This window comes from Sphingomonas sp. BE123, assembly GCF_031456015.1.
In the GTDB taxonomy this organism is placed as follows: Bacteria; Pseudomonadota; Alphaproteobacteria; order Sphingomonadales; family Sphingomonadaceae; genus Sphingomonas.
The window spans coordinates 308,186-323,468 of sequence record NZ_JAVDTW010000001.1; the positions used below are offsets into that span (position 1 = coordinate 308,186).

The window sequence follows — 15,283 nt, forward strand, 5'->3', positions numbered from 1 at the left end:
GCTGGATTGATCGCGGTGCTGACACTGGCGCCGATCCTCGGTGGCTGTATCCCGCCGGGGGCCGGCGCGCCACCGCGGTCCGCCCCGGCGCCGCGGCAGGTCGATCCGACTGCGGCGCCGCGGCAGTCGGATGTTCCGGCCCTCCCCGCGCCGGTCTCTGCCTGGGAAGCGCGGCGCGTCACCGCCGATGCTCAAACGATCGCTCCGTCGGAATATGTCGTCGTGCCGGGCGACACGCTGCGCCGGATCGCGGACAAGACCGGCGCGGGGTCCGAGGCGATTGCGCGCGCCAACAATATTCCCCCGCCCTACACGATCCGCGTTGGCCAGCGCCTGTCGATCCCGGGCGGGCGCTATCATCTGGTCCGTGCGGGCGAGACCGGCATCGCCATTGCCCGCGCCTATGGCGTCGACTGGGGCCGCGTCGTCACCGAGAACGACCTCACCGAACCCTATATCCTGCGCACCGGCATGCGGCTGCTGATCCCGGGCGACCCGCGCACCATGACGGTCGAAGAACGCGCCGCCGCATTCCGGCTCGACATCGACGATATCGTCACTGGCGGCCAGCCTGCCATCGCCGAACGCGCACGCCCGACTGCGCCGACTGCATCCTCCGCCCGCGTGCTGCCGCCGGATGCCGCGGTGGCGGCGCCGGCAACGCTGCGTGGCGGCTTTGCCTGGCCCGCGCGGGGGACAGTCATCCGCCGCTTCGGCCCGATCGCCAGCGGGGAGCGCAGCGACGGCATCAAGATTGCCGTCCCGCTCGACACGCCGATCCTCGCCGCTGCGGACGGCACCGTCGCCTATGTAGGCAGCGAGATTCCGGCGCTTGGCGGGCTTGTCATCCTGCAGCATGGCAGCGGCTGGACCAGCGTCTACGGCCATGCCGGCCAGTTGCTCGTCCAGCGCGGCCAGTCGGTCAAGCGCGGCCAGATGATCGCGCTGTCCGGCGACAGCGGAACCAACCGCGCGCAATTGCATTTCGAGCTGCGCCAGGGACGCACCCCCGTCGATCCCATTCCGCGATTGCCAGCCCGTTGAGCCGTCCCCGCCTTCCCACCCACGCGCCGCTCCGGCGCAAAAGCGGCGTATCACCCTGGACGTCGATCGCCTGGCGCGTGGCCGCGGTACTCGGCCTCTACGCCTTTGCGGTCGCGTTCCACTGGTTCGACCGTGAGGGGCTGCGCGACAATTTCGACCAGCATATCAGCTTTCTCGACATCATCTATTTCACGATGATCTCGATCACGACGACGGGCTATGGCGATATCGTCCCGATTTCACCCGGCGCGCGCATGTTCGACGCGCTGGTGGTCACCCCGATCCGGATCTTCGTGATCGTGATCTTCATCGGGACGACCTATCAGTTCATCCTCAAACGCACATGGGAAACCTGGCGCATGGCGCAGATCCAGAAGATGCTGACCGGCCACATTGTCGTTGCCGGGTTCGGCAAGACCGGCTCCGACGCGGTCAACGAACTGATCGCGCGCGGCACCGATCCGGCGTGCATTGTCGTGATCGACGGCGACGAGCACGCCCTTGCCCGCGCCGAAGAGGCCGGGTGCAACGTCCTGGTCGGTGATGCGACCCGCGACCAGACGCTCAAGGATGTCCGGGTCGAACGTGCGCGGACGCTGATCGTCGCCACGGGCCGTGATGACACCTCGATCCTGGTCACGCTGACGGCACGGCATCTGGCGCCGGATGTGCCGATCTCGATCATCATCAAGGCCGACGACAATGAGGTCCCGGCACGCGCGGCCGGCGCGGATACGGTGATCAACCCGGTCAGCTTTGCCGGCCTGCTTCTCGCCGGATCGGTGGAAGGCGCGCATGTCGCCGACTATATGCTGGACCTCGCATCGGTCGATGGGCGCGTGCACCTCGCCGAGCGGCGCGTGACGATGGCCGAGGTCGGCCAGCCGCTCTCCGCCATCACCTCCGGGCTGGGCGTGCGCATCTATCGTCAGGGAAAGCCCTATGGCTTTTTCGAAAGCCAGGCGAATGCGCTGGAGGAAGGCGATATCATCGTCGAGATTATCGCCGGTAACGGACAGCGCGCGGACTGATCTTCTAATCCAGCGCCCAGTCGGTTCGCTCACGTTTCACGGTAAATCGCACCGTCGCGCCATCGCTGCGGTTGGCTGCACTGAGCTCGCCGCCATGCACCTCGATGATCCGGCGACAGATCGACAGCCCGATCCCCAGGCCATGCTCGGCCTTGGTCGAAATGAACGGCAGATTGAACTGTTGCAGCACGCTATCGGGAAAGCCGGGGCCGTCGTCGTCGACACGCACTTCGACCATGTCGTCGGACGCGTCCACTGCCGCGATCCGGATCACCCGGCGGATTTCGGGAAGGTCGGCCATCGCTTCTTCGGCATTGCGGATCAGATTCACCAGCACCTGCTGGATCTGGATCCGGTCGATCATCACCCGCCCCGTTACCTGTCCCGGCGTGTAGAGCACACGTGCGGCGCGCGTGACATTGCCACCCTGGGCAAGATCGATCGCATCCTCGATCGTGCGGTCAATCGAATCGGCGCGCAGCTCGGCATTGCCCTTCGCCAGATAGTCGCGGATGCGCCGGATGATCGCCCCCGCACGGGCGATCTGGTCCCGCGTCTGTCCCAGTTTCTCCGCGACTTCGCTGCGGCTCCCCTCGCCCTTGTTCAGCAACTCGCCAAGCGCGAGATAGTTGGAAGCGGCGGTCAGCGGCTGGTTCAGTTCATGCGCCAGTCCGGCCGCCATTTCGCTGAGCGATGCAACCCGCGCCGAATGCACGAACTCGTCGCGCATCTGATCGAACCGGCGCTTCGCCCGCGCCTCGTCGATCAAATGCCGGAAATAGAGCATCAGCAGCGCGATCACCACCAGCGTCAATGCCGCGGCCATAACCAGAAACCAGCCCGCGCGCCGCGCAGCAGGGGCGGTCAGCCGCGCTTCACCGACCCCGGACGTGACGAAGATCCCATAGTCGCCGATCCGTTGATGGCTGAACAGGCGGCGCATCCCGTCGATCGCGCTCGGCCCCCAATATTCGCCGTCCGGCGCCTGTGCCTGCTGCCGCATCACCAGCGTACCGCGCAGATCCTCGCCGGAACTGACGCGATTTCCCTCACGACGGGCGAGGCTGATCCCATCAAGGCTGATGATCGAGATCAGTTCGTCCGGCGCGTACCGCGTTCCGACGTTGAACGCGACAAAGCGGCGGGCGGGAATCGCGATCGCAACCGCCCCTGCAAAGCGGCCCGACGAGTCACGCAACGCGCGCGCGACGCGCAGGACCACGGCGCCCGTGTCGGGCTGGGCCGAGGGGTTGGAGATAACGCGCGCAGCCCGCCCCGACTGGAGCCGACGGAACGCTTCGGTCCGGCCAAAACCGGAGTCCGCATTCGCATAGCTGCTGAAACGAACGCGCCCGTTTCGGTCGAGAACTTCGGCTCCCACGATTGCTGGGTCGAAATAGGGCGGTAGCTCGAACCGCTGGACCGCGCCCGCGGAAGAGTCCCGGACCGCCGCACCATGGCGAGTATCGAGATAGAGCGCGGCAAGCTGGGCCGATTCGAGCGTGCGCTGGACATATTGCTCGAACGCGACCACCCGGCCGCGATTTTCGCGCGATGCTCCATCGGTCGCGGCGGCGCGATCCTCGACGACCTGCCAGACCACCGTGATCCAGGCGATGGCGACGAACAGGATGGCGGAGATCGTGACAAGCCGGGCGGCGGGCTGTCGCAGGATCGCGCGGAATGTGTCCGACTTGTGCATCAGCCCCCTGCTCGCCGAACGCTCAATGTCTCATGCTAGGACAGCACGGTCACAAACGCCAGCGTCACACAAGGTAGAAATCATAGCGCAGAGTGGTTGTTCCGCCTGACTCACCGCTGCATTGCCAACCACCACGCATTGGTGACCTTGAACTTAAAGATCGGCGCGTATTGTCGGGTCTCCTTCTGCGCCGCCGCATCGAAATCGCGATAGCTCGCGAGACGGGACATGAGCAGATCGCCGGCATCGGTCAGGAACGGATATGCGCGCTGGGGCTGTCCGGTCAGGAGCAGGCTCATCCCAGCGTACATCTGGAAATCGATCAGCAGCCTGTCGCTGCCGGCACCCGATTGTTTCGCGACGCTGACGAGGCGTTCGATCACCGGAACGACAAGATCGAGCCGCTCCGGATTGGTTTTCATGGTCAGTACCACCTGCCCGGTCAGCATCTTGATCCGCACCGACGCCGGGTTTGTCGGGTTGTTCGCCGCTGCTTCCAGGCGCCGGACATAGGGTCCCGCCTCGGCAAATTTCCCGGCGTCGATCAGCGCCACGGCCAGCATGGCCGCCGCCAGGTCGGTGACCGCAGACGCCGGGCCATATTGCTTTTCCGCACTGGCGAGCTCCGCGCGCGCGGCTGCGACCACATCCGCCGGGGCGGCACCGGACCACCACGCAATGCGATCGCGCGCAGTCGAACCGGGCTTCGCCAGCTGATCGACCCGCGCGGCGAGCACACGCGCCTCGTCCTCGCGGTCCAGCCTGCGCAAGGTGTTGGCGAGGCTCGCCATCGCATCCAGCGCGAGCGGCCCGCTCTCTCCTTCCGCCCGTTCGAACAGTGCCAGCGCTCTGCGCAACGCCGGCTCCGCCTCGCGGTCCCGATCCATCGAATAATAGGCCATGCCCAGGCATTCCTGGACGCGGCCGGACAGGATCGCCTGTTGCGGCGTCGTCTCGGGCAATTGCCGGGAGATCGGCAGCAGCAGGTCGACCGCCGCCTGCCCCTGCCCCAAATTCCACTGCGCGATGCAAAGCCCGACAGCCGCAATCACGGTCAGGCGGCCGGTGGCTCCATTGAGCTTGCGCGACACCGCCAATCGCCGCTCCGCGACCGGCAGATACTTGGTTAAGGCTTGCAGGCGATCATAATAGGTCGTCAGCGCGCTGAGAATGATCAGTGCATCCTCGCTGTCGGGACCGACCTGCCTATCCACATAATCAAGCGCGCGCAGGATCGTGCCCTCGACCTTGTCGTTGCCCGCCGTCGCAACGAGCAACGCGACCCCGGCTGCCAGCGTGGCGCAGGTGTCGCCCTGTGGATGCGCCGCCCGGCAATTCTCGAACGCTGGAATGATGATCTCTGCGGCTTTCCCATATTCGCGCTTGGCGAAGGCGGCTTCGCCCTCGACCGGGATCGGGATGCGCGGCGCGGTCTGCGCCGTCGCCGCTTCGGCTGGGGCCAGCCCCGCAACCGCGAGCATCGCCGCGCCTCCGGCCACCGCATGCCGCCACAGATCGATCATCGCCTCTTCCCCATCGACTTGAACGTTCGCTGTGTCCTTTCCTCGCAACTTGAGCGTCCGGCGGGCGCTCGGCAACTGACAAATCCGGCGCGCAGGCGGGCACGCCGCATCTGGCGCCCTCTATCTTTTTCCGTAAAATCGCCTATGTCGCCCGCCAATCATGGCAACGCGACTCCCCGAAGCCCCCAAGGTGGGCATGGTGTCGCTCGGCTGTCCCAAGAATCTGGTCGACTCCGAGCGTATCCTGACCAAGCTCCGTTCCGACGGCTATGCCATGTCGGCCGATTATGCCGGCGCTGATGTGGTGCTCGTCAACACCTGCGGGTTCCTCGACAGTGCCAAGGAAGAGTCGCTCGAGGCGATCGGCGAGGCGATTGCCGAGAATGGCCGCGTCATCGTCACCGGCTGCATGGGCAAGGAAGCCGACGTCATCCGCGCCCGCTTTCCCAATGTGTTGGCGGTCACCGGTGCGCATCAATATGAGGAAGTGGTCGGCGCCGTCCATGACGCCGCCCCGATGCCGCCCAACGCCTTCCTCAACCTCGTCCCCGAAAGCGGGCTGAAGCTCACGCCGCGGCACTACAGCTATCTGAAGATCAGCGAGGGCTGCAACCACCGCTGTTCCTTCTGCATCATCCCGGCGCTGCGCGGCGATCTGGTCAGCCGCCGCCCCGACGCGATCCTGCGCGAGGCGGAGAAGCTGGTCGAGGCGGGCACGCAGGAACTGCTGGTGATCAGCCAGGACACGTCGGCCTATGGCGTCGACATCCGCAAGGAACCGCGGATGTGGAAGGGCGCGGAGGTCGTTCCGCACATGACCGACCTTGCCCGCGAACTCGGCAAGATCGCGCCATGGGTGCGGCTGCACTATGTCTACCCCTACCCCCATGTCGATCAGGTCATCCCGCTGATGGCCGAGGGGCTGATCCTCCCCTATCTCGACATCCCCTTCCAGCATGCCGCGCCGAACGTGCTACGCACGATGCGCCGCCCGGCGAACGAGGCGAAGGTGCTGGAGCGGCTGCGCAACTGGCGCAGCATCGCGCCCGATATCACGATCCGATCGACCTTTGTCGTCGGTTTCCCCGGCGAGACCGAGGAAGACTTCCAGTATCTGCTCGACTGGCTGGACGAGGCGCAGCTCGACCGTGTCGGCGCGTTCCGGTTCGAGCCGGTCGAGGGTGCCGCCGCCAACGACCTGCCCGGCGCAGTGCCCGAGGAGGTCAAGGAAGAGCGCTACGCGCGCATCATGGAAAAGACCGCCGCGATCAGCGCGGCCAAGCTGCAGGCCAAGATCGGCCGCACGCTGGAAGTGATCATCGACGAGGTGGATGGCGACGGCGCCAATGCCCGCTCACAGGCCGATGCGCCCGAGATCGACGGCACTGTCTTCCTGCGCGATGCCGGGCATCTGAAGCAGGGCGATATCGTCCGGGTCGAGATTGAGGACGCCGACGAACACGACCTCTACGGCGCGCCGCTGGCCTGAATGCGGCGCTGGTTCCTCGCTCTTCCGGCCTGGCTTGCGCTGACCGGGATTGCGCCGGAGCCGGGTGTTCGCGGCGAGGCGGTCGATCCGTTGACCGTTCAGGACGATGACTTCGCCCGCCATCGTGACCCGGCGACATGGCGCGGGCTGGCGGTAACGCGAATCGAATTTCGTGAAGAAAGAGGGGCTTGGCGGCTCTTTCGGATCGCCAATGTGAAGAAGCCGCGCGGGCCGCTCTGGTTCGTGCCGCACGATAACGAAAATGCCGGGTTCGAGGCAGGGCTGGCCGGGGTCCGAGCCTATGGCGGCGTGATGATCGTCGTCGACTCCGGAATTGCCGAGGATGGTCGCCGCCGGAACGCGGCAGTGGATCGCGGCGGACCGATCGATCCTAATCGCAATTTCCGCGATGGCACGCCGCTCTATGCCAACATCATCCTCGCCGATGTGCGGCGCGGGGCGCTGCCGATCATCGCGCTGCACACCAATTCGCCTGGGTTCGATACGCGCAACTCGCGCTGCAACCAGTCCGACCCGCCCGGGCGCGGCGAGGTGTCGATCCGCTTTTGCGACGACGTCATGCAGCCATCGCCGTCACAGGCTCGCGCATGGCCGTTCGATGACGACGACAGCCTTGCCTATGTCGCCTATCGATCGGGCCGATCGCCCTATTCGGCCTGGTGCGGCAAGGCCCTGGCCCTGGCCGATTTCAATGTCGTGTTCGAACGCGTGCGCGTCAGCGACGGGTCGCTCTCCAACTATGCGCTGCTCCGCGGCCTGCCCTATGTCAATTTCGAGACGCAGGAGCGCGGGCTGGAGCCGGCGCGGCTGGCGGAGAGCCGCGACCGGCTTGTGGCGATGATCGACCGGGCGATGGAGCGGTGCACGGCGCCTAGGACACGGCTCGCGCGCTAGTTGCCGTTGCCGAGCATGCGGCCTAGATCATCCGGGATGACCGACCTTTCCCTGCTGCTTCAGCCCGATCGCGGCCAGTCCGCGCGCTCCATCCATGTCGTCCATCCCGATCAGTGGCAGGACTGGCTCAAGGAGCAACCGCCGCGCATCCGCACCGCGATCGCCGCGCACAAGCTGACCGGCAAGGCGGGGAACCGCGCCATCCTTCCGGGCGAGGGGCCAGAGGATTGGGCGATGCTGCTGGTGTGCGACGAGGCCGAGACATCGCCCTTCCGCATCGCTTCGCTTGGCGAGCAGTTGCCCGAGGGTAGCTATCGGCTCGCGTCGGGAGAGCCCGGCGCGGCGATGCTCGGCTGGGTGCTCGCCCAGTATCGCTTCGACCGCTACCGCAAGGATGAGGCGACGCAGGGTCCGCGCGTGCTGCTGACCGGAGAGCCGGGACGGATCGAAGAGACGCTGCGCCTCGCCACCGCGACGTTCAAGGTCCGCGATCTGGTCAACACCCCCGCCTCCGACATGGGGCCAGCCGAGCTGGAAGCCGAGGTCGAGGCGCTGGCGAAGAGCCATGGCGCGACGGTGACCGTCACGCGCGGCGACGCGCTCGAGCAGGGCTATCCGATGATCCACACGGTCGGAATGGCGGCGGCGCGCGGGCGGGAGCCACGGCTGATCGAGCTCGAATGGGGCAATCCCGAGCATCCCCGGCTGGCCCTGGTCGGCAAGGGCGTATGCTTCGACACCGGCGGGCTGGACATCAAGCCGAGCGCGGGCATGCGGCTGATGAAGAAGGACATGGGCGGCGCAGCGCATGCGATTGCGCTCGCCGGGCTGGTGATGGCTCAGCGGCTGCCCGTGCGCCTCCATCTGCTCGTCGCGGCGGTCGAGAATTCGGTGGCTGGCAATGCCTTCCGCCCCGGCGATGTGCTGAGCACGCGCAAGGGCCTGACGGTCGAGAACACCAACACCGACGCCGAGGGGCGCCTGATCCTGGGTGACGCGCTGACCAAGGCGGTCGAGGGCAAGCCGGGGATGATCCTCGACTTTGCGACCCTGACCGGCGCGGCACGCGTGGCGCTCGGCCCGGATCTTCCGGCCCTGTTCGCCAATGACGACGCACTCGCGGGCGCACTGCTCGATGCCGGGGACAATGTGAAAGATCCCCTGTGGCGATTACCCTTGTGGGACGGGTATGACGAGATGCTGAAGTCGGACATCGCCGACATGGTCAACGCCCCCGACGGCCCCTTTGCCGGACCGATCACCGCCGCGCTGTTCCTCCGCCGCTTCGTTCCCAAGGACATCGCCTGGGCGCATCTCGACCTGTTCGCCTGGCGTCCCGCCGCCAAGCCGGGCCGACCCAAGGGCGGCGATGCGATGGGCCTGCGCGCGACGTGGGCGATGCTGAAGCTCCGCTACGCCGACAAGCCGTAACTGGCGTAACCGGCTCGACTTCGCAACGCTGGGGCGGCAAGGTGTCGTGATGACACACACGCGCAATGGCGGCCGCATCCTCGTCGACAACCTCGTGGCCCAGGGCTGCGACCGCATTTTTCATGTGCCGGGCGAGAGCTTTCTCGCGGTGCTCGACGCGCTGCACGATGTGCCGCAGGTCGATCTGGTAACCTGCCGACAAGAGGGCGGCGCGGCGTTCATGGCGTGCGCGGACGGCGCGATGACCGGCAAGCCCGGCATCTGCTTCGTCACGCGCGGTCCGGGTGCGACCAACGCCAGCATCGGCGTACATGTCGCCATGCAGGACTCGATCCCGATGATCCTGTTCATCGGCGACGTCGATCGCTCGATGCGCGACCGCGAAGGGTTTCAGGAAGTCGATTTCCCCGCCTTTTTCGGCCCGCTGGCGAAATGGGCGACGCGGATCGAGGATGCGGCGCGCATCCCCGAATATGTCGCGCGCGCGTGGAACGTGGCGATCAGCGGGCGCCCCGGACCGGTCGTGGTCGCGCTGCCCGAGGACATGCTGCTCGATATGGTCGAGACGCTCGACCGCCCGCGCCTGACCCGCCACAGCGCTGGGCTCGACCCGGAGGACTTCACCGACGTCCTCGACCTGCTGCGTACTGCCGAGCGTCCGGTGGCGATTGTCGGTGGCGCCGGTTGGGACATTGCGACCGGCGCGGCGTTCGACAGCTTCGCGCGCAGCTGGGGCATTCCCGTCGCGGGGGCATTCCGGCGGCAGGACGCGATCCCCAACAGCTCGCCGGCCTGGGCGGGCAATCTCGGCTATGGCCCCAATCCCAAGCTGGTTGCGCGGATCAAGGCTGCCGATCTGCTGCTGGTCGTCGGCGCGCGGCTGGGTGAGGCGACGACCGATGGCTATACGCTCGTTACCCCGGATCATCCCGGCCAGACGCTGATCCATGTCCATCCGGACGCAGCTGAGCTCAACCGCGTCTATCGCGCCGATCTCGGCATTGCTGCGCCGGTGTTCGAATTCGCTGCAATGCTGGCCGCCGCCGATGCCCCTGCAACGCCCCGCCCGGCCTGTGCCGAAGCGCATGCCGAGTGGCAGGACTGGTCGACGCCCAAGCCCCGCGACGGCGTGACGCTCGACCTCGGCCAGTGCGTCGCGGCGATGCGGGAGCGGATCGACGCGGACCACGCAATCGTCTGCAACGGCGCGGGCAATTTCTCCGGTTGGTGGCACCGTTACTGGCGTTATGGCACGCAGCCGTCGCAGCTCGCGCCGACCGCTGGCGCGATGGGTTACGGCACCCCCGCCGCCGTCGCCGCTGCCCTGCGCCGCAAGGACAAGCTCGCCATCGCGCTCGCCGGAGACGGCGACTTCCTGATGAACGGACAGGAGCTGGCAACTGCCGTGCAGCACGGCGCGGACCTGCTGGTGCTGGTCATCGACAATGGCGCCTATGGCACGATCCGCATGCACCAGGAGCGCGAGTTTCCCGAGCGCCTGTCGGGCACAACGCTGCACAATCCCGATTTCGCCGCGCTCGCCCGCGCTTATGGCTGCTGGGCCGAGACGGTCGAGCGAACGCAGGATTTCGCACCGGCACTCGACCGTGCTCTGGCCGAGCGCGGCGTGCGCCTGCTGCATCTGAAAACCGATGTGGAGATCATCACCCCGGCGACGACGATCACCGCGATCCGGGGGTGAGGTTCAGGCGCGCGCGATCGTCCGTTCACCCGCCAGCAGCGCGTTGACCGCGTCGAGTGCCCAGCGCTCGCACAGGCCAACCGCGCGGGCAAAGGCCTTCACGAAGCCCTTGATGTAGATCACGCCGGGAATCTCGTCGAACCGCTCCGCCTCGATCGCGGCGAGGTAGCGGACCGGAACACGGGTTTCCGCAGCGATGTCTTCGATCGACAGCGCGCGGCGGCGGCGCGCATCGGCCAATGCGTGACCGACGCTGCCGCGCGGTTCGATGCGCCAATCGCCATTGGCAAATGGAAGTACTGGTTGTTCCATCACGGCATTCATCGTCGTCAAGCCCCCCGGCTGGCTGACATTTCCGGATCGTCCCGGCACGGAACAGTGTAATGACCCAAAACGGCTATCGAGTCGATTCGATTCGCCCACGAAAAAGGGCCGTTTCCCGCAGAAAACGGCCCTTCCAGATCTTCGAACCAAAGACGGGCGTCAGATATCGTCGCCCAGCGCGCCCTTGATCTTGCCGCCCAGCTGCTGCGCCTTGCCCTTGCCTTCCTGCGCAGCGCCCTCGGCGCGCGTCTCGGGATCGTTGCTCTGCTGCTTGGCCTTGCCGATTGCTTCGTTCACGTTGCCTTTGATCTTGTCGATGAGTTCGCCCATGATTGGCTCCTTGCGGTTCGGGGTGGGGTTCCCCCGATCAACCGCCGGGCCGCGTACGAGTTCCGATCTTTGCGCTTAGTCCCCGGAGCTTTGCCCGATGCCGCACCGGATCATCGACCTGTATCAGCGTCATGCTGCAGCCTTCGATGCTGCGCGCCGCGATAGTTTTCCGGAGCGCACCTGGTTCCAGCGATTCGAACGGATGCTGCCGCGTGGTGCCGACGTGCTCGACCTTGGCTGTGGCGGAGGCGAGCCGGTAGCGCGGTTTCTGGTGGACCAGGGGCATCACGTGACCGGGGTCGACAGTTCGGCCACGCTGGCCAATCTCGCCCGCACGCGTTTTGCGCGCCACAAATGGATCGAGGCGGACATGACGCGGTTTGGCGCCGAGTCCGGTGCCTATGACGGCATCATTGCCTGGTCGAGCCTGTTCCATCTGGAGCCGCAGTGGCAGGAAAAGCTGATCCGCCGGATCGCCGTGTGGTTGCGCAAGGGCGGGGTCGCGCTGTTCAATACCGGCCCGGCAAATGGCGTCGCGATCGGCACGTTCGAGGGCGAAGACCTGTATCATGCCAGCCTGTCTCCCGACGAATATCGCGCAGCGCTTGCCGAGAGCGGGCTGAGCGTGGTCAATCATGTCAGCGAGGATGCAAGCTGCGGCGGCTTTACCGTTTGGCTGGTGGGGAAAATCTGATGCGGTTCATCGGTTGGTTGTTCGCTGCGGTCTTGTTGGTGTTCGTCGGCTGGCTGGGCGGTCCGGTCGCCATGCAGAGCTATCGCGTGGCGACCGCCGCCGACCCGGAAGGCGCCAAACAGTCCGTCGCCGACGCGCTTATTGGCGCCTATCACACTGCGCCCGCCGGCCCGACGACGCTGCAATCGACCGGGCCGGACACCAGCTCGGTCCGCGCGTGCGGCTATCCGCCCGATCCCCTGCTTCGCGAGGAAGGCGTACCCTTTTCGAGAACGGTCGACTGGGGAATAACAGTGCTGAACTTCCGCGCCAGCCGCGATTACGAGCGCGACCTGCGCCATGTGCGGGTCGAGGCCCTTGCCAAGAGCCATTCGGTCGCGGCCATGGCCGCATTGCTCAGCTGCCGCGATACGCCGCTGGAGCGCTTCTGTCGCCCGCGCGTGGCGCAAATGACCGCTGAAGCGGACCGCGCCAACGCGAAAGCCATCGCCGAGCTGCGCGCCATGGGGCAGGCGACGGATCGACGCATCCTCTGCACCTTCCTCGACGGCGCAGCGGCGCGGCGCGGCATCGCGAAGGCCGCACCCGCACCGAAGCCGGCGTCCTAGATCAACCCGGCCAGCGGGCTCGACGGATCGGCATAGCGTCGCTGTCCCATCCGCCCGCTGCGATAGGCCAGCCGCCCGCTTTCGACCGCGAGGCGCATCGCGCGCGCCATCAGGATCGGGTCCTTCGCCTCGGCGATCGCGGTGTTCATCAGCACGCCGTCGCAGCCCAGTTCCATCGCCACCGCCGCGTCGCTCGCCGTGCCGACGCCAGCATCGACCAGCACCGGCACCTTCGCGCCCTCGACGATCAGGCGGATCGTTACGCGGTTCTGGATGCCGAGCCCCGACCCGATCGGCGCGCCCAGCGGCATGATTGCGACGGCCCCCGCATCCTCCAGCCGCTTCGCCGCAATCGGATCGTCAACGCAATAGACCATCGGCAGGAACCCTTCCTTGGCCAGCACCTCGGTCGCGCGCAGTGTTTCGTGCATGTCGGGGTACAGGGTCTTTGCCTCGCCCAGCACCTCCAGCTTGACCAGATCCCATCCGCCAGCTTCCCGCGCCAGCCGCAGCGTGCGGATTGCGCTCTCGGCATCGAAACAGCCGGCGGTGTTGGGCAGGTAAGTGATCTTCTTGGGATCGATATAGTCGGTCAGCATCGGGGCCTTGGGGTCGCTGACATTGACGCGACGCACCGCCACCGTGACGATCTCCGCGCCGCTCGCCTCGACAGCAGCGGCGTTCTGAGCGAAATCCTTATACTTGCCGGTTCCGACAATCAGCCGCGAGGTGAAGGTCCGCCCCGCCACGGTCCAGCTGTCGTCCGTCGTCGCGACATGATCCCCGCCGCCGACGAAATGCACGATCTCGATCGCGTCGCCATCCTCCACGATCACCTGTGCCAGCGTCGAGCGCGGCACGACCTCGAGGTTCCGCTCCACCGCCACTTTCTCAGGCACCAGCCCCAATTCGTTCGCGAGATCGGCGAGGGTGATCCCGCCTGCAACGCGGCGATGTTCGCCATTGACCGTGATCGTGATGGTGCCGTCGGCGTGCATGGTTGCTCCTGACCGGTTGAGTTTGCGCGGCGCATATAGGAAGCTTCGTCCGCGACCAACAGCTTCGCAAGGTTGGAAGGATCGGCATGTCGCTCACTCGCCGCCGCTTCGTCGAAGGTGCTGCTGCGTTCACCGCCACCGTGCCGCTCCGTGCGGTCGCCCAGCCCTCCGCGCCGCCCGACCCGCGTCTGCTGCGCGCGATCCGCGACCATCTCGGCTATTCGGTCGGCTTCCGGCGAAAGTTCGCAATCGGAACCTACGCCGCCCCGGGACGCGCCGCCTCGCCCAGCCAGCTCGCACTGACCCTTCGGTCGATCACGCAGCGCCTGGGGCGCCTTTCCGCCAATCATCCGACCTGCGCGCTGATCCACTGGCACGACCCCGACGGCCGGCTTCATGGCTGGCTGTTCGACGGCACCGGCGTGATCGCAAGCGGTGCCAGCATCGGCCCCTATGACAGCCTTAGCTTTTTGCTCGACGCCCTGCGCGTCGACGCACGGACGGCGACGCGGGCTCCGGTCCGACGTGGGTCGCCGCGTCCACCCCCGCCGCTACGCACCACGCCGACCGACCCGCGCGCACAATTCGCCCGCGCACGCGATATGCTGTTGCCGGGAGCAATTGCTGCTGCGCTGACCGAGCGAAGCGGGCGGCTGTTGATCCTCCCAGCCCACGACACCGGCTCTGCCCCCTATGCGGCGTTGCCGCTGGGCGATGCGATGCTCGCCGATCGCTGGTCGACGCTGATCCTGCCGGACATCGAAACGCTGGCCGATCCGCAGCGCACGTTCGACACACGGCTCGATCCACGCAACGCGCTCGTGGTCGGAAACCCCGATCTGTCGACCGATCCGGCCTATGAATGGAGCGACCTGCCCGACGCGGCGGAGGAAGCGCAGGCGTTTGCGAAGATTTTCAGCCTGCCGCCCGCGCGGCTGCTGACCGGCAAAGCCGCGACGCGCGAACGCGTGCTGGCAGGGATCGACAATTATGGCGAGGCGAGCATCGTGTACCTCGCCACCCATGGCCTCGCAAACTCGGTCAATCCGATGGACGGCAGTTTCGTCGCACTGGCCGATGGGCATCTTTATGGCCGCGACCTGCGCACACCGCGGTTCCAGGCATGGGCAGCATGGCATCCGCTGGTGATCCTCAGCGCCTGCCAGACGGCGCTGGGGAAAACCTTTGATGGTGGCACTTATGGCGTGGCGCGCGGCTGGATCTCGGCGGGCGCGGGTCAGGTGGTGGCGAGCCTGTGGAACGTCAGCGACACCGCGACCCAACTGCTGATGCTGCATTTTGCCGACTATGCCTTTCTCAAGCGCGAGCCGCCGGAAGAGGCATTGCGCCTCGCCCAGCTGGACGCGCGCGCGACATTTCCGAAAGATCCGGCAGCTTGGGCGAGCTTTACGCTGTTCGGCGCGCCCTCACGTTCGGGCTCACGTCTCGACCTGCCCGCCTTGCCCCGCTAAAGCGTCGGCACAATTGCGCG

General features: G+C 66.6%; 14 protein-coding genes. 9 read left to right on the top strand and 5 right to left on the bottom strand.

Annotation, left to right across the window (positions count from 1 at the left end; all coding sequences use genetic code 11):
• The first annotated feature begins 18 nt into the window (after positions 1 to 18).
• Together J2Y54_RS01390 and J2Y54_RS01395 are read left to right on the top strand one after the other, a co-directional pair.
• A complete protein-coding gene (locus tag J2Y54_RS01390; protein ID WP_405052891.1) occupies positions 19 to 1,044 on the top strand; it encodes a peptidoglycan DD-metalloendopeptidase family protein in 1,026 nt (341 codons plus the stop codon).
• On the top strand, positions 1,041 to 2,075 hold the full coding sequence (locus tag J2Y54_RS01395) for a potassium channel family protein (protein WP_310036338.1): 1,035 nt from the start codon (positions 1,041 to 1,043) through the stop codon (positions 2,073 to 2,075). Before J2Y54_RS01390 ends, J2Y54_RS01395 begins: the two co-directional genes overlap by 4 nt.
• A gap of 4 nt (positions 2,076 to 2,079) precedes the next feature.
• On the opposite strand, the gene J2Y54_RS01400 is transcribed toward J2Y54_RS01395, so the two are convergent.
• Positions 2,080 to 3,777 (bottom strand): ATP-binding protein, encoded by a 1,698-nt coding sequence (locus J2Y54_RS01400; RefSeq protein ID WP_310036339.1) that lies wholly within the window; start codon positions 3,775 to 3,777, stop codon positions 2,080 to 2,082.
• Between the two features lie 110 nt (positions 3,778 to 3,887).
• Positions 3,888 to 5,300, bottom strand: a complete 1,413-nt coding sequence (locus J2Y54_RS01405; RefSeq protein WP_310036340.1) for a tetratricopeptide repeat protein — start codon at positions 5,298 to 5,300, stop codon at positions 3,888 to 3,890.
• A gap of 160 nt (positions 5,301 to 5,460) precedes the next feature.
• On the opposite strand from J2Y54_RS01405, the gene rimO reads away from it, so the two are divergent.
• The 4 genes from rimO to J2Y54_RS01425 are packed head-to-tail and all read left to right on the top strand — an operon-like array spanning position 5,461 to position 10,837.
• Positions 5,461 to 6,789: a 30S ribosomal protein S12 methylthiotransferase RimO gene (gene rimO / locus J2Y54_RS01410; RefSeq protein WP_310036341.1), complete on the top strand. Its 1,329-nt coding sequence runs from the start codon at positions 5,461 to 5,463 to the stop codon at positions 6,787 to 6,789.
• A complete protein-coding gene (locus J2Y54_RS01415) occupies positions 6,790 to 7,704 on the top strand; it encodes a hypothetical protein (protein ID WP_310036343.1) in 915 nt (304 codons plus the stop codon).
• Positions 7,705 to 7,740: 36 nt separating this feature from the next.
• Positions 7,741 to 9,135: a leucyl aminopeptidase family protein gene (locus J2Y54_RS01420; RefSeq protein ID WP_310036345.1), complete on the top strand. Its 1,395-nt coding sequence runs from the start codon at positions 7,741 to 7,743 to the stop codon at positions 9,133 to 9,135.
• A 49-nt stretch (positions 9,136 to 9,184) separates the two neighbouring features.
• The gene (locus J2Y54_RS01425; protein WP_310036346.1) at positions 9,185 to 10,837 is read left to right on the top strand and encodes a thiamine pyrophosphate-binding protein; all 1,653 of its coding nucleotides are present in this window, start codon (positions 9,185 to 9,187) and stop codon (positions 10,835 to 10,837) included.
• 3 nt (positions 10,838 to 10,840) lie between these two features.
• On the opposite strand, the gene J2Y54_RS01430 is transcribed toward J2Y54_RS01425, so the two are convergent.
• Both J2Y54_RS01430 and J2Y54_RS01435 read right to left on the bottom strand, forming a co-directional pair.
• Positions 10,841 to 11,149: a helix-turn-helix transcriptional regulator gene (locus tag J2Y54_RS01430; RefSeq protein WP_310036348.1), complete on the bottom strand. Its 309-nt coding sequence runs from the start codon at positions 11,147 to 11,149 to the stop codon at positions 10,841 to 10,843.
• A 171-nt stretch (positions 11,150 to 11,320) separates the two neighbouring features.
• Positions 11,321 to 11,491, bottom strand: a complete 171-nt coding sequence (locus J2Y54_RS01435; protein WP_310036349.1) for a CsbD family protein — start codon at positions 11,489 to 11,491, stop codon at positions 11,321 to 11,323.
• 97 nt (positions 11,492 to 11,588) lie between these two features.
• Between J2Y54_RS01435 and J2Y54_RS01440 the strand changes: the two genes are divergently transcribed.
• Together J2Y54_RS01440 and J2Y54_RS01445 are read left to right on the top strand one after the other, a co-directional pair.
• Positions 11,589 to 12,185, top strand: coding sequence for a class I SAM-dependent methyltransferase (locus tag J2Y54_RS01440; RefSeq protein ID WP_310036351.1), 597 nt, complete (start codon positions 11,589 to 11,591; stop codon positions 12,183 to 12,185).
• Positions 12,185 to 12,793, top strand: coding sequence for a hypothetical protein (locus J2Y54_RS01445; protein WP_310036353.1), 609 nt, complete (start codon positions 12,185 to 12,187; stop codon positions 12,791 to 12,793). Before J2Y54_RS01440 ends, J2Y54_RS01445 begins: the two co-directional genes overlap by 1 nt.
• Here J2Y54_RS01445 and thiS read toward each other — a convergent pair.
• The gene (gene thiS / locus J2Y54_RS01450) at positions 12,790 to 13,791 is read right to left on the bottom strand and encodes a sulfur carrier protein ThiS (protein ID WP_310036357.1); all 1,002 of its coding nucleotides are present in this window, start codon (positions 13,789 to 13,791) and stop codon (positions 12,790 to 12,792) included. The genes J2Y54_RS01445 and thiS overlap by 4 nt on opposite strands.
• Before the next feature lie 86 nt (positions 13,792 to 13,877).
• Between thiS and J2Y54_RS01455 the strand changes: the two genes are divergently transcribed.
• The gene (locus J2Y54_RS01455; protein ID WP_310036359.1) at positions 13,878 to 15,263 is read left to right on the top strand and encodes a CHAT domain-containing protein; all 1,386 of its coding nucleotides are present in this window, start codon (positions 13,878 to 13,880) and stop codon (positions 15,261 to 15,263) included.
• The last annotated feature ends 20 nt before the right edge of the window (positions 15,264 to 15,283 follow it).

Excerpts from the sequence above, each read along its gene's own strand:
- J2Y54_RS01430 (WP_310036348.1), bottom strand. The coding sequence starts at position 11,149 with ATGGAACAACCAGTACTTCCATTTGCCAATGGCGATTGGCGCATCGAA.
- J2Y54_RS01455 (WP_310036359.1), top strand. The coding sequence starts at position 13,878 with ATGTCGCTCACTCGCCGCCGCTTCGTCGAAGGTGCTGCTGCGTTCACC.
- J2Y54_RS01435 (WP_310036349.1), bottom strand. The coding sequence starts at position 11,491 with ATGGGCGAACTCATCGACAAGATCAAAGGCAACGTGAACGAAGCAATC.
- J2Y54_RS01405 (WP_310036340.1), bottom strand. The coding sequence starts at position 5,300 with ATGATCGATCTGTGGCGGCATGCGGTGGCCGGAGGCGCGGCGATGCTC.
- J2Y54_RS01420 (WP_310036345.1), top strand. The coding sequence starts at position 7,741 with ATGACCGACCTTTCCCTGCTGCTTCAGCCCGATCGCGGCCAGTCCGCG.
- J2Y54_RS01440 (WP_310036351.1), top strand. The coding sequence starts at position 11,589 with ATGCCGCACCGGATCATCGACCTGTATCAGCGTCATGCTGCAGCCTTC.
- J2Y54_RS01445 (WP_310036353.1), top strand. The coding sequence starts at position 12,185 with ATGCGGTTCATCGGTTGGTTGTTCGCTGCGGTCTTGTTGGTGTTCGTC.
- thiS (WP_310036357.1), bottom strand. The coding sequence starts at position 13,791 with ATGCACGCCGACGGCACCATCACGATCACGGTCAATGGCGAACATCGC.
- J2Y54_RS01415 (WP_310036343.1), top strand. The coding sequence starts at position 6,790 with ATGCGGCGCTGGTTCCTCGCTCTTCCGGCCTGGCTTGCGCTGACCGGG.
- J2Y54_RS01400 (WP_310036339.1), bottom strand. The coding sequence starts at position 3,777 with ATGCACAAGTCGGACACATTCCGCGCGATCCTGCGACAGCCCGCCGCC.
- J2Y54_RS01425 (WP_310036346.1), top strand. The coding sequence starts at position 9,185 with ATGACACACACGCGCAATGGCGGCCGCATCCTCGTCGACAACCTCGTG.
- rimO (WP_310036341.1), top strand. The coding sequence starts at position 5,461 with ATGGCAACGCGACTCCCCGAAGCCCCCAAGGTGGGCATGGTGTCGCTC.